The sequence below is a fragment of the uncultured Bacteroides sp. genome, from assembly GCF_905207245.1.
Classification (GTDB): Bacteria; Bacteroidota; Bacteroidia; order Bacteroidales; family Bacteroidaceae; genus Bacteroides.
This window is the reverse complement of sequence record NZ_CAJLKP010000001.1, coordinates 131667-145707: the sequence shown is the minus strand read 5'-3', so window position 1 is coordinate 145707 and position 14041 is coordinate 131667. Positions and strand designations below refer to the sequence as shown.

9 protein-coding genes and 1 pseudogene are annotated in these 14041 nt (G+C 43.7%); 2 read left to right on the top strand and 8 right to left on the bottom strand.

What is annotated here, in order from left to right:
* Positions 1–86: 86 nt before the first annotated feature.
* Positions 87–1328, top strand: coding sequence for a serpin family protein (locus QZ135_RS00540; protein WP_294604827.1), 1242 nt, complete (start codon positions 87–89; stop codon positions 1326–1328).
* Between the two features lie 238 nt (positions 1329–1566).
* Here the strand turns inward: QZ135_RS00540 and QZ135_RS00535 are convergent, their stop codons facing one another.
* From QZ135_RS00535 to QZ135_RS00505, 7 genes and pseudogenes are all read right to left on the bottom strand, one after another.
* Complete coding sequence (locus QZ135_RS00535) at positions 1567–2382, bottom strand: hypothetical protein (RefSeq protein WP_294604825.1); 816 nt, start codon at positions 2380–2382, stop codon at positions 1567–1569.
* A gap of 215 nt (positions 2383–2597) precedes the next feature.
* Complete coding sequence (locus tag QZ135_RS00530; RefSeq protein WP_294604995.1) at positions 2598–3734, bottom strand: TolC family protein; 1137 nt, start codon at positions 3732–3734, stop codon at positions 2598–2600.
* 81 nt (positions 3735–3815) lie between these two features.
* Complete coding sequence (locus QZ135_RS00525; RefSeq protein ID WP_294604822.1) at positions 3816–6917, bottom strand: efflux RND transporter permease subunit; 3102 nt, start codon at positions 6915–6917, stop codon at positions 3816–3818.
* 122 nt (positions 6918–7039) lie between these two features.
* Positions 7040–8281, bottom strand: a complete 1242-nt coding sequence (locus QZ135_RS00520; protein ID WP_294604819.1) for an efflux RND transporter periplasmic adaptor subunit — start codon at positions 8279–8281, stop codon at positions 7040–7042.
* A 78-nt stretch (positions 8282–8359) separates the two neighbouring features.
* Positions 8360–8767, bottom strand: coding sequence for a DUF6769 family protein (locus QZ135_RS00515; RefSeq protein WP_294604816.1), 408 nt, complete (start codon positions 8765–8767; stop codon positions 8360–8362).
* A 61-nt stretch (positions 8768–8828) separates the two neighbouring features.
* Positions 8829–10217 carry an FAD-dependent oxidoreductase gene (locus tag QZ135_RS00510; protein WP_294604813.1) on the bottom strand — a complete coding sequence of 463 codons (1389 nt, stop codon included), beginning with the start codon at positions 10215–10217 and terminating at the stop codon, positions 8829–8831.
* 78 nt (positions 10218–10295) lie between these two features.
* Positions 10296–11930: pseudogene (locus QZ135_RS00505) on the bottom strand (ABC-F family ATP-binding cassette domain-containing protein).
* Positions 11931–12165: 235 nt separating this feature from the next.
* Between QZ135_RS00505 and QZ135_RS00500 the strand changes: the two are divergent.
* Positions 12166–12567, top strand: coding sequence for a response regulator (locus QZ135_RS00500; protein WP_025832131.1), 402 nt, complete (start codon positions 12166–12168; stop codon positions 12565–12567).
* 475 nt (positions 12568–13042) lie between these two features.
* Here QZ135_RS00500 and QZ135_RS00495 read toward each other — a convergent pair whose 3' ends face one another.
* The gene (locus QZ135_RS00495) at positions 13043–13870 is read right to left on the bottom strand and encodes a hypothetical protein (RefSeq protein ID WP_294604809.1); all 828 of its coding nucleotides are present in this window, start codon (positions 13868–13870) and stop codon (positions 13043–13045) included.
* Between the last annotated feature and the right edge of the window lie 171 nt (positions 13871–14041).

Below are 14041 nucleotides of genomic sequence, written 5' to 3'. Positions count from 1 at the left end.
TTTTATTTGTGATGTGGTGCAGTATTTTATTAATTTATGCATTTATTCTAACAGAGTAACTTAATAGAAACTAATACTATATGCTTATGCTAAAGAAAACTATTGCTGCCTTAAGCCTACTCAGTATCCTTGCAGCTTGTCAGAATGATGAGACTCCCTCTCAACCGGAACCTAAACCACGTAAAGACATCAATCTCACCCGTGCGGAACAAAGCCTGATGGAAGCAGGTACTGATTTTGCATTCCACTTCTTCAGTCAGGTGTGCAGTACTGAAACGAAGGAGCCGAATGTATTTGTCTCTCCGTTGAGTGCTTCGCTTTGTTTGTCTATGATTACTAACGGGGCTTTAGGCAATACGCTTACCGAAATGCAGAACGTGTTGGGATTTCCTGCCGCTTCTTTCTCTCTTGATGATTTGAATAGTTATAATCAAAAATTGACGGCGGCTTTATTGGATTTAGATAATACCACTCAATTAGGAATCGCCAATTCTATTTGGGTAAAACAAGGTTTTAAGGTTTACGATTCTTTTGTGGATGTGAATAAGAAGATGTATGATGCAAAGGTACAGGAACTTGATTTTACATCTTCCACAGCGAAAGATGTGATTAACCGGTGGTGCGCTGAGCAAACGAATAATTGTATAAAAGAGGTTATACAGAGAATACCGGAAGATGCGCGTATGTATTTGATTAACGCACTCTATTTCAAAGGTATTTGGAAGAGTCAATTCCAAAAGTCAGATACCCGTCAGGAAAACTTTACCAATTCCGATGGTACTGAGCAGAAAGTAAACATGATGAACCAGACAGAAACATTCAATTATACCCAAAACTCAGCATTCTCCATTGCAGAATTGCCGTATGGTAACGAAGCTTTCAGTATGGTGCTCCTATTGCCTGCCGGAGATAAGACTTTGGATGAGAGTTTATCAGAACTGACTTATGAAAACTGGAAAGAGTGGAATGTGGCTTTATCGGGCAGACAATTACAGGTTAAACTTCCCCGCTTTAAAGTGGAGTATAACAAGATGCTTATAGAGGATATGGTTGCTATGGGGATGAAGGATGCTTTTGATGGTTATAAGGCTGATTTCTCTAAAATGTCGGCAGCCGAGTTATATATTGGTCTTTTGCAGCAATTTACTTATGTAAATGTAGATGAGGAAGGTACTGAAGCTGCGGCTGTTACTGTTGGTGGAATGTTGGAAACTTCCGCTGGACCATCTACTCTTATACCTTTCTATGTAGACCGTCCTTTTGCTTTCGTGATTAAGGAAAAGAGTACGGGAGCGATTCTCTTTATGGGAAAGATTACAGAACTATAAAGAACAGAAGAGATACAGTGACTTTAAACTGTATCTCTTCTGTTCTTATTTTGTTTGTATTACTTTTTGAATAACTCTTTTGATTGCTGTATAGAGGTTTTATTACTAAGATGTTGGCTACTAACAATAATTGCTGTCTTTTACAAACTTGCCGTTGATTCTATCAATGCTAATAATGCCAACCGGAAATTTAGTTTATTTATACAGTAGTAAAGTTTTATGTCTCATAGCAAAAATACTAACTTATTTCTTCGCATGCAAAAGTAGTAGAACTAATCTTGAGAGTAAGATTATACTTTTCATTACTTTTCATGATTACGTTTACATTTACAATAACATCTGTTTCTTGTACTTTTGCATTAGTGATTTCGATTTGGAAGTTGTTTTCATATTTTTGCCTAATAAATTCATGTAAGACATTTGTGTTGTTGCCTTTCTGAAAGTTACAGATCATAAAATCCGTTGAATGAAATGTTACATAGCCAATATCACTAATTGGAATATAGGTATTATAAAAGATTAAGTCATCTTTATGCTCAAATTCAGATTCGTCGCCTGTTGAACTTAACCAATATGTTTTACGTGAGTCTTTGGAAACTAAAACTACATCATTTGTCCATGAGTAAATATTTGCATTTTCGTTGTGTGTTATTTGTTTTACAAGTTTTCCATCTGGAGTGTATATGTAGGTATATGTGTACTTTGTGACATAGCTTGTTGTTATGGTGCTCGAGATAAAGTGTAGAGCATAGTTTTTTCTGAACAATGCTATAGTTGGTTTCCTTTTATATTCTAATTCAGTTTTTTCACCATAACTTTCAGAGATTATGTTTGCAGGGTACTGGATTTTATTTTTCCATATCATAGTCCCATCTTCGGAAAATTTATAGGCATAATCATTAGTAACGTATGGGACATAAAATGTTCCATCGTAATAAACTTTATTCTGTTTTGAATTATCATCTATATCGTCAAAACTAAAATCATTGCTGTCAGAGCAGGCGGAAAATAGTATCATTGGCAGTATTGCCATTAAAAACAAAATCTTTTTCATATGTATTAATTATTTGGTTTGTTATTATAAGTAGTGCCTTTGGGTGTACTGTATATAATTATTTTTATTAAAATAATTATGTATAATAAGTTTTCTGTATATTTCTGAATTCTTTGGGAACAAAGATATAGAGATTAGAATAGATAACAAAATATTTGGGAAAAGAAATGAAAGACCGGAAGTTACTAGATTCCGGTCTTTCGCTTTTATTTTGTTTACAACTTACTCTTATAAATCTGTGCCATCACCTTCTGATACTGGTTTTCCAGTTGCAGCAGATTTTGTTTGCTTTGATAAATCACAGAAACTTCCACAAAGAATTCTATCACACTGATTTGTCCACCTGTAAGGGCTTGTTTCAGTAATGCGAGATCTTGTTGTGAGCTGAAGGCTTCCTGATATTCCTGCATAGAAGCCTGCAAGGATTGAGCTTCGCGATAAAGCTGTGCTAATGAAGACTCTGCCTGCAAAGTCGCATTCTCTTTCTGAAAATCTATATTCATGGATTGTGCCTTGGCTATCTTCACCTTGTTTCGATTCTCGAAGATGGGGAAAGAAAAGCCCACCACAACACCATTGAACGGGGTGCCCGATTCGGTGTTACGACGATAACCTAATTCTAATTTAGGCAGCCAGCCTTGTTTGCTGACAGAAATTTGTTTGCGGGCAGCAGCGCTTTCGTTGCTCAGTGACCATAAGGCAGCATCCGACGCGATAACCTCTTCACGCAGTTGTTCATAATCAGCCGGTAGTGGATGCAACGGATATTCGCTGAGAGAGGAGAGTTGCAATGGTTGGTTACTGTTCAATGCAGTCAGTTCCTGCCATTTGTTTTCCAAGGTGGTGCGGTTGGTTCGTGCTTCTGTGCGAACATTCAGCAATTCCAGATTGATTTTATTGGTTTCCAAAACATTGGCATCTCCTGTTTCCAGACGTCTCTTGTAATAGGCAGAAAGTTCTTCTGCCTGTTTCAGACGTTCGTCCAGCAACCTTTGCTGTTGTTGCAACATGAGGATGTCGAGGCATATCTCCTTGGCTTGAAGCAATAGTTGCTGGCGGAAAGCGGTGGATTGCGCATCGAGTGCACCGGTTTTAAGGCGGTTCACTTGTCCACGCGTGGCGTAGAGGGTAGGGAAATCGAAGCTTTGTGAAACAACGAGTTCGCCGATGGTTTCATCCTTGTCTTTTGCTCCCCACAGGTGGGAATAAGAAAGGGTTGGGTCGGGAAGATTATTCTCCGACTTGTTTTCCAATTTCTGCGAAGTGATGAGCTGGGCATTGGCCTGCAACTCTTTGTTATTCGCTTCGATGCGGCGCAGTACTTCATCTATGTCGACCGATTGGGCGCGCATCCCCGCATATAGGAAAAAGGTGATAATACTAAATATCAGAATTCGTTTCATTATTTGATATTGTTAATAGTTATATGGATGTTAATTCGCTGGTTTTCGGTGCATCATCAGGTAAACAATCGGAATGATGAAACCGTTCAGGAATGTGGAAGTTAAAAGACCTCCAAGGATAACCTTCGCCAATGGGCTTTGGATTTCATTACCCGGCAAATCGCCTCCCAATGCCAGCGGGATAAGTGCCAGTGCTGAAGACAGTGCCGTCATTAAAATCGGATTCAGTCGATCCATTGAACCGCGTATAACGCTGTCGTATACTTCCATTCCTTCTTCCCGTTGCAAGTGGTTGTAGTGGCTGATAAGCAACATACCATTTCGCGTAGCGATACCGAACAGTGAAATGAAACCGATAATAGCCGGAATACTGACTTCGCCTGTTGTTATGAGCAGAGCAAACACACCACCAATCAGCGCTAACGGCAGGTTGATAAGAATAATCGCACTTTCCTTCACGCTACGGAATTCATGATAAAGCAAAAGGAAGATAACTGCGATACTCATCAGTGATGTGAGCAATAACGTGCGGCTTGCTGCCTGTTCGTTTTCAAACTGGCCGCCGTATTCAAGATGATACCCTTCCGGTAATTTAATATCTTTATCTACCCGTGCCTGAATATCGTTCACTACGCTGCGTAAATCACGGTCGGCAACATTGGCAGAGATAACAATTTTCCGTTTCACATTCTCGCGGCTGATGGTATTCGGGCCCATTGCCGAACGTACTTCCGCAATGTAGTTCAGTGGTATTTTCTTTCCGTCGCTGGTGTCTATCATCAGGTTACGAATTTTTTCCATTTCATCGCGCAAGTCGTCACGCACACGTACGGTGAGGTCAAAACTCTTCCCCTTTTCATATACTTGTGAAACAGTTTCTCCTGCCAGACAAACATTGACGAACTCGGAGAACTCCGGTAATGAAATACCAAACTTAGCCAGCATTTCGCGCTTGGGCGAGATGATAAGTTGGGGACGCTCTATCTGTTGTTCCACATTCAGGTCGGCAATACCCGGAATATCCTGAATGGCTCCTTTGATTTCGTTGCCCAGAGTGAACATACGATTCAGATCATCTCCAAACAACTTGATGGCGATATTTGCCTTTGTACCACTGAGCATGGCGTCGATACGGTGACTGATGGGTTGCCCGATTTCGATATTGGCTCCTACAATTGTACCTAACTTCTCACGTACGTCGGCAACCAGTTCACTGCGTGTACGGTCTTTCAGTTCAAACGGCGCTTCTATTTCCGAAACATTCACTCCAAGGGCGTGTTCGTCCAGTTCGGCACGTCCCGTTTTGCGGGCTACGGTTTGTATCTCAGGGATGCTGAGCAACAATTCTTCTGCGCGATGTCCCATTTTGTCACTTTCTTCCAGGGAGATACCTGGCAGAGAAGAGATATTGATGGTGAACGAACCTTCGTTGAAAGGTGGCAGGAATGAGCGTCCTAAGGTAAAGAAGCATATCAGAGCAACCAGAAATAAACCAATGGTGCTACCCAATACTATTTTCTTATGCCCCAGTACGAAAGCTAGTGCTGAGCCGTACCACAACTTCATCTTATGTGCCACGAATGAGTCGCTGCTTTCTTTCTTCTCCTTTTTATCTTTACCTAAAAGATAAGAACAAAGTACTGGTGTAACTGTTAATGCCACTACTGTGGAAGCTGCCAGGGCTACGATGAATGCAATGCCCAGTGGCACCAGCATACGTCCTTCCATACCGGTGAGGAAGAACAACGGTACGAAACTCACTACGATAATCAATGTGGAATTGAGGATAGGCATACGTACTTCCTTGGATGCATGGAACACCACTTCCAATATTGAAAGCCGTTCTTCCACAGGTTTCAGTTTGTTTTCGTGCAGTCGTTTATATACGTTCTCCACGTCCACAATGGCATCATCCACCAGCGAACCGATGGCAATGGCCAAACCGCCGAGGCTCATGGTATTAATCGTAAAGCCCATATAGTGCAACGCCACCAGCGAAGTAATCAATGAAAGCGGTAGCGTTACCAGCGAAATCACCGTTGTACGCACATTCGCAAGGAACAGGAATAATACGATAACTACGAAGATACCACCCTCGAACAATGATTTCTGTACGTTTCCAATAGAACTTTCGATAAAGCGGCTCTGGCGGAAAATGTCTGTGCTGACTTTCACATCAGGCGGCAGGTTCTTTTGTAAATCTTGTAAAGACGCTTCTAGCTTTTCCGTTAAATCCAGTGTACTGGTTGACGGTTGTTTGGTTACTGTTAATAATACAGCAGTTTTGCCCCGTTCCGATGCCGTACCCAGTTTGGGCAATTTGGCACCGATGCGTACGTCTGCAATGTCTTCCAGTAGGATGGGAGCGTTACCGGCAGTAGTTCCGCCACGCACTACGGCGCGTCCCAATTGCTCTACGCGGTCAGTGGAGAGTACTCCACGCACAATATATTCATTGCCATATTCGTACAGTACCCCACCGTTCGCGTTCAGGTTCATTTCACGTGTCACGGTCATAATTTCATTCAGCGTAACACCGTAATGGCGCATCCGTTCCGGGTCCAGTTGTATCTGATACTCTTTAACATCACCGCCCAGAACTGCCACTTGTGCCACACCACCTGTAGAGAGCAACCTTGGACGAATAGTCCAGTCGGCTATTGTACGTAGGTCGAGCATGGAAGTAGAATCGGCAGTCAGACCGATAATCAGCATTTCCCCCAGGATGGACGATTGTGGGCCCAGAGTCGGTTTACCTACTCCGGTAGGCAGGCTTTCATTGACTACTGCCAGTTTTTCGCTGACAATTTGCCGTGCCAGATAAATGTCCGTATCCCAGTCAAATTCCACCCAGACTACAGAGAAGCCATTAGTAGATGAAGAACGTACACGACGTACATCCGTGGCGCCATTCACTGCCGTTTCTACAGGAAATGTAACGAGTTGTTCCACTTCCTCTGCCGCCATACCGTTTGCTTCTGTCATAATGACAACCGTTGGTGCATTGAGGTCCGGAAACACGTCCACTTCCGTGTGCATGGCGGTATAAGTTCCGCCTATCAACAACAGCACCGAGGCTACAAGTACCAGGATGCGGTTGTGGAGTGAGAAATGTATAATCTTGTTTAACATGTAATTTAAATATTAAATATCAAATATTAATTATGAATTGCCTGCGGTGTCCTGTGTAAGTTGTTTGCATCGTCATGCCGCAGGATAATTAATATTTAATAATTTATAATTAATAGCTTTTCTTAATGTTCGTGGCTATGTGCCGGAATTGCATTCGTGGCACTTGCTAATTTCACCTGATAGGCTCCTTCGGTTACCACACGGTCTCCGGCTTTCACGCCTGAAAGGATTTGTACGCTTTCGCCATTATCGGCTCCCAAAGTGACTGGTTGTTTTTTATAGCCTTCTTCATCCAGTTGCAGATAAACAAAGAAACTGCCTTGTTCTTCGGTCAGTGCCGAGTGGGGCAGGGAGATTACGTTTTCCAGGGGTGAAGACAGGAGGAAGATTTCTACAAATGAGCCGGGGATAATATCACCTTTGTTGTCGAACTCGAAAGTTACGGGTACGTAATATCCGCCGTCTCCTCCCGAAGCTTTGCCGTAGGACAGGAGACGACCATCCAAGTCTTTCAGTGCATACACCTTATTATTATAAGGAGTGCAGAAGTTAGCCGAACCGATGGTGCGCAGATATTGGTAATACTTTTCTGAAACATCGGCGCGTAGGAATAATTTGCGGTTCTGCGTGATGCTGACCAACGGCTGTCCTACAGATACGTAGTCGCCTTCTTTCACTAACAGACTTTTGATGTATCCGCCTATGGGGGAAGTAACTGCCTGACCGCTTGCTGAGTTGTTCTTGGCAACAGCTTCGTAACTGATACGTGCATTCTCATACGCTTGCTCAGCTTGTGCAAAATCCTTTTCAGATACAATTTTATTTGCTACAAGAGCTTTCATGCGTTCATATTCTTTCTTGGATACCTCATAGGCGATGCGTACACGTTCCACGGGGTCGCCATCCGCCATATGCTTGGAAGACAAAGTCACCAGCGGTGTACCTTTGCTTACGCTCATACCTTCAATTACTTTTCCACGGAAAGAAACAACGCCCGCTACTGTTGCCACGGCAACGCTTTCGTCTCCCTGTGCAGCCATTACCTGACCGCTGGTTTTTATAACCTGATGGAATATTCCCGGTTCAATGACGTTGGACTTCACGCCGGCAGCTTGTGCTTTGGCAGGGGGCAGGATGATTTCATCACTGTGTCCACCGGCAGCTTCTTCGCCATGATTATGACCTTCATGGTCATGTTTTTCTCCTTCGTGATTATGACCTTCTCCCTCATGGTCATGGTCACAACCTTCGTGGTCGTGTTTTTCCGTTTCATGATTATGACCTTCGTGTCCGTCTCCGGACTTACTGTTGCAGGAGCCCAATAGGAACAGGCCCATGACTCCCATAAAAATAATTTTTTTCATGATGATATAATTTGTTCTTGCTTTTAATTGGGTATAAAAATAGAGAATGGAGTCTGCAATCTTGTTGCAGACTTCAGATTAGGCAAGAACACACGGAGGTGCACGAAGTCCTGTGGCACGTGTGAGATACGTGCCATGAAGTGACTCCTGATATATGCACTCCTGCCTTTGTCCGTTTTCCTCGGGCAGAATAAGTAGTCTCAGGAGTGGTTCGGAGAATAAGGTAATCACTAGCGGGAAATCCGGATGCGACCATCCGTTATCCGAAGTGGGAGTCTGTTGGAAAAAATGCGTGGTAACACATCCCGTATCGCAGCAACAATGCTCATTCTCCGGGCTGTGGTTTTGTCCGCAGCAACTGGGAGTGATGTCATTCTTCATGCATATCAGGCCGTTGCTGTGGTGGTGGTGGGGAATAACAGGTACCACCAGCATGACCATGCTGATGAATATCAAAAAATAGGCAACGTACCGTTTACTCTTCATCCTTTCTTTTTAATTTCGGACAAAGATAGTAGTTAACGGCTTAATTACCAAATACAAGTTCTTAAAAAGCTTTGAATAATCCATTTAAACCTTCACTCATGCTGGGATGTGTGAATATGAAGTTACGCAGAGCAGAGGATTTTTGTCCGGTTTTTATGGCAAATGCCACTAGGTTGATAAGCTCCGGGGCATTGACACAGAAGAGTGTACAACCTATAATCTTTTCCGTATCCGTATTCACAATGGCCTTTAACATTCCATCCATATTTTGTAGAGTTCGCGCGCGGGGAATGGCTGATGCCGGCAGGCGTGATACTTTGATGGGGTATCCCCGTTTCATGGCTTCTTCCTCCGTCAGTCCGATATGCGCCATTGGCGGATCGGTAAAGATGGCATAAGGCACCGGGTTACGGTCTTCTGTGGTGCGTTCCTTCTTTCCAAACAAAGTATCCCGGATGATACGGAAATCATCAATGGAGAGGTAGTCGTACATCTCTCCGCCTTTGACGTCCCCCAAAGCCCAAATGTGCGGCACGGTGGTGTGTAGCTGTTCATCAACCACTATCGCCCCCTGTTCATCGACCTGTATGCCGGCATTCTCTAAGTCGAGACCGGCTATCATCGGTTTGCGTCCTGTAGCCACCAGCAGTGCATCGCCTTCCAGAAAATAGGGAGTACCGTCCGAGGCATTCGTGTAGGCAGCGGTAATGCCGTCCACGGTGTCATGAAGTGACTGTACACGGGCATTCAGGCGTACCTCTATATTTTTTCTTTTGAGGTTTTCCTGCATGTATTCGGCGATTTCCCGATCCGCTTTCGGCAGAAATCGTTTACCGGCTTCCAGAATGGTAACTTTACTGCCGAATCCGGCATACATGGTTGCAAATTCCAGTCCGATGGCTCCGCTTCCTATAATCAACAAGTGGCGGGGAAGAATGTCGGCATGCAACAGTGTTTCACTGGTATGCACATACCGATTGTTCTTCAATCCGTCGATGGCTGGCAGGATGGGCGTAGAGCCGGTATTGATGAATATTTCCTTTCCTATTAGTTCGAAAGGTTTTTTATTCTTTTCGGGTGAGGGAGTCACTTTTATTGTGTTGGGACAGATGAAGGAAGCGGTTCCGTCATATAGCGTGATGTTAGGATTGCCCGCCAGTTTTTCAACGTTCTTTTCCCGCAGGAAAGTAACTAACTTATCCTTACGTTTCAAGGCAAGGGAATACAGTTTGGATTGTTTTTTATAATCGTCCTGATAGAGTCGTTCGGCAAATTCCGATTCGTTTATCATGGTTTTGGTAGGGATACATCCTGCATTGATGCAAGTTCCGCCGTACATTTCCGGAGAACGTTCGATGACCGCCACTTTCCAGTTGCGGTTAGCTAGTTCGGTTGCCAGTAATTTTCCACCTTTACCGAAGCCTATTATTATAGCGTCATATTGTTTCATTTATTCTCGTAGTTAGAGGTTTATAGAAATGAAACAATATGACGGGAGAAAAGTTGCAGGAGCCCTGTTAAGTAATGTTCACCTTTCCAGCTCGCGGAGTGACTCCATTTTCTTCTTTTCCAGGAATTCGTAGATACCGCTCAAGTGTTCTTTTACCTGTTTATTACCGAATTCGTACACCTTGGTAACCAGTCCGTCTAGGAAGTCACGGTCATGGCTTACTACTATCAATGTTCCGTCAAAATCCAGAAGAGCTTGTTTCAGAATGTCCTTCGTCTTCATGTCGAGGTGGTTCGTTGGCTCATCCAGTATCAGCAGGTTCACCGGTTCCAGCAATAGTTTAATCATGGCAAGGCGGGTACGCTCTCCACCGGACAGCACTTTCACTTTCTTCATAGATTCTTCGGGACCGCCGAACATGAATGCACCGAGCAGATCGCGTATCTTATTGCGTATTTCACCTTTTGCCACATCGTCAATCGTTTGGAATACAGTCAGATTTTCATCCAGAAGGGATGCCTGGTTCTGGGCGAAGTAGCCGATTTGCACGTTGTGTCCGAGGGTCAACGTGCCTTCGTGCTCAATCTCTTTCATGATGCACTTCACTAAGGTGGATTTACCTTCACCGTTTTTGCCGACAAAAGCTAATTTGTCACCTCTTTCCACAGTCAGTGTGGCGTTCTTGAATACTACATGGTCACCATATGTTTTGCCTACTCCTTCCATGATGATCGGATAATTGCCGGAACGTGGTGATGGCGGGAATTTCAGGCGCAATGCCGAAGTGTCTTCCTCGTCCACTTCCAGTATTTCCAGTTTCTCCAGCATCTTTACGCGGCTCTGCACTTGCAGGGTCTTGGAGTAAGTGCCTTTGAAGCGTTCGATGAACTCTTTGGTTTCGGCTATAAACTTTTGTTGCTCGTCGTAAGCCTTTTGTTGCTGCTCGCGGCGGTCTTTACGGAGTTCAAGATATTTGGAGTAGTTCACTTTGTAATCGTAGATGCGTCCCATTGTCACCTCGAGGGTGCGGGTGGTGATGTTATCCACGAACTTGCGGTCGTGACTGATAACGATGACGGCTTTGCCATTATTAATGAGGAAATCTTCCAGCCATTGTATACTTTCGATGTCGAGGTGGTTGGTCGGCTCGTCCAGCAATAATACGTCCGGTTTTTGCAGTAAGAGTTTGGCAAGTTCGATGCGCATGCGCCATCCACCACTGAAGTCGCTGGTTTGGCGGTGGAAGTCTTCACGTGCGAAACCGAGTCCGAGGAGGGCTTTTTCCACATCTTCCTCGTAGTTGGTAGAGTCGATAGAGTAGAATTTTTCGCTCAGGGCGGACACTTTTTCAATCAGTTCCATGTAACTGTCGCTTTCGTAGTCGGTGCGCATTTCCATTTCCTTGTTGAGGCGTTCTATTTCCGCTTCCATTTCGTGCAAATGGGCGAAAGCCTGCGCTGTTTCCTGGAATACGGTCCGTCCGTCTTCCGTCATCAAGTGTTGCGGCAGGTAAGCGATGACGCTGTCTTTAGGCGCCGAAATTTAGCCACGGGTGGGCTGGCGTACTCCTGCCAATATCTTCAGCAAGGTGCTTTTTCCCGCTCCGTTCTTTCCCATCAGGGCGATGCGGTCTTTCTCATTAATAACGAAGGAAATGTCACTGAACAAGGTGGTGCCGCCGAATTCTACGGCCAGTCCGTCTATTGAAATCATATTCTATTTTTAAATTGAGGTGCAAAGATAATGTAAACTGATAACAGAATAAAATGAACTCGTTCATTTTTTATGTTGAGGCGCAGCTTATCTTCTCTAAAGATAATGTAAATTGAGTGCATAACTTTTATGCTTGCGTGAAAAAGTTATGCCGAGATGCAGCTTATCTTCTCCAAAGATAATATATTTATATTATTTTTTATATCTTTGCCTCATTAAACAAAATACTTTGGTCATGGAAACAGTGAATTTATCAGAAGATTACCGTCCGCTCATACTTGTAGCGGAAGATGATGATAGTAACTTTAAGTTGATAAAAGCTATTATCGGTAAGAAGTGCGAGATATTATGGGCAAAGAACGGCGAGGAGATGGTTGGTCTGTTCAAAGAAAACCGCGGAAAGACAGCAGCTATCCTTATGGACATCAAAATGCCTATCATGAATGGTCTGGAAGCAACGAAAATCATTCGTGAAGAGGAAACAGAACTTCCCATCATTATGCAGACTGCTTACGCTTTTACAGCCGACCGTGAAAACGCAATGGCTGCCGGAGCTTCGGAAGTATTGGTGAAGCCCATTACACTAAGTGCATTGCGCACTTGCTTGAGCAGATTCCTGCCACAGTTGCAGTGGTAACAGAGCTTTCATAGCATCGAATAATATAACGAACGTGGGGCAACTTCTTAATGTAGTTGTCTCGCGTTCTTTTTGTATCAGGAGGATACCTTTATTCTCTCTTAAAAGGATGCTTCTGAACATACCATTTGATTGATATATGATGAGGAATTTTTGAAGCGTACAGAGAATCGGTCAGAGGGCAAATGCAAGACGTCGGAGCAAACGTTGAAGGAAATAAAAGAGTGGCATCCGATACTGGAATATTAGCTGAAGAGGATATTGAAAGTCCATATAAGGTTTGTGACCTTGCGGAATACATTCCACAAAAATGTTATAAAATTGCGGAATGTATTTTGCAATGCATTTCAGTAGAAAGTTGGGATAAAGATTACACTCTTTGACGTTCTGAGTTTTTATGTAACTACACTTCGGACACTTAAACCATGTGGGGCAGCCTCGTGAGAAGGTGCCCCATACCTTGTTATGCTATCGTTTATTTCTCTTTCGCTTCCCTTTCCTGCATCTTCCGTTTCACGAACTCTATTTTCAAGTTGGCTTCTTCTATCTCTTTCTTTATCTGCGTGATAGATGATAACAACTGTGCCAACTCATATACACTGGCTACTGCTTGGCGATCTGCCGGACTCATAGTAGTGGAGTAGGGGCGTTCGCCCTGATAGTTCACTTTTATATTCTTGTCTTTGTTCAGATAGAGGAATCCGATGACGTTGCCGTCTTCTCCTAACTTATAATCCGCTTTTTCTATCTTTTCTCCCAAGTCAGTCGTTTCATAACTATCTTTAGAAGCGGGAGTTTCGGCGAAGCTCCCGTCGGGAGCAACCACTTTAACACTGAGATGGTGGATGTTATGGGGGCCGCAATAGATGGAAGTCATGCTCATCTGTCCTGTTTCGTTCACCTGGAAGCGAAGGAAGGAGCGATGCAGATTCTTCTCTACCACTTGTGACGGATGCAGGTAATTGCCGATTTTCTGGTATTCGGCGTCTTTCTCGAAGGTGAATTTCCCTTTTATGGCGTCCACTTCCGCTTGTTTCTTTTGAAGCAGACTATCCAGATAAACAAGTGTTTTTTCCTGTTCTTTCAGTTCCACTTGTTGCATCAGACCGATACCTTCGCGACGGGCTTCAAAAGCCTTGGGATAGAGTATCTTGATACTGTCAATCTGTATCTTCGCTTCGCTGTAGTCTCCCCGTTCGAAGGCTTTACGGGCGGTTTGCAATTTTTCACCGGCCTTTTTCTCTACATTTTCACAAGAGAAGAGCGTGCCGCAGAGGCAGGCAAGAAGTATCAGTTTCTTCATAATTGTTGTTCTTATATTAGTGAGGGCAAAATTAGAAATAATATCCGTATCTTTGCAGCCCGAAACAGATAAATGATAATTTAGCGAAGCTTCGCTTCGCAGTTGACAAGGGAAGAAGTTAACAAGTTGACAAGGACCATGCGGCATAATAGCGCAGCCATATTATTGCGC

Coding starts and splice junctions, on each gene's coding strand:
- QZ135_RS00510 (WP_294604813.1), bottom strand. CDS start 10,217: ATGAAACAATATGACGCTATAATAATAGGCTTCGGTAAAGGTGGAAAA.
- QZ135_RS00515 (WP_294604816.1), bottom strand. CDS start 8,767: ATGAAGAGTAAACGGTACGTTGCCTATTTTTTGATATTCATCAGCATG.
- QZ135_RS00540 (WP_294604827.1), top strand. CDS start 87: ATGCTAAAGAAAACTATTGCTGCCTTAAGCCTACTCAGTATCCTTGCA.
- QZ135_RS00500 (WP_025832131.1), top strand. CDS start 12,166: ATGGAAACAGTGAATTTATCAGAAGATTACCGTCCGCTCATACTTGTA.
- QZ135_RS00530 (WP_294604995.1), bottom strand. CDS start 3,734: ATGCGCGCCCAATCGGTCGACATAGATGAAGTACTGCGCCGCATCGAA.
- QZ135_RS00520 (WP_294604819.1), bottom strand. CDS start 8,281: ATGAAAAAAATTATTTTTATGGGAGTCATGGGCCTGTTCCTATTGGGC.
- QZ135_RS00535 (WP_294604825.1), bottom strand. CDS start 2,382: ATGAAAAAGATTTTGTTTTTAATGGCAATACTGCCAATGATACTATTT.
- QZ135_RS00495 (WP_294604809.1), bottom strand. CDS start 13,870: ATGAAGAAACTGATACTTCTTGCCTGCCTCTGCGGCACGCTCTTCTCT.
- QZ135_RS00525 (WP_294604822.1), bottom strand. CDS start 6,917: ATGTTAAACAAGATTATACATTTCTCACTCCACAACCGCATCCTGGTA.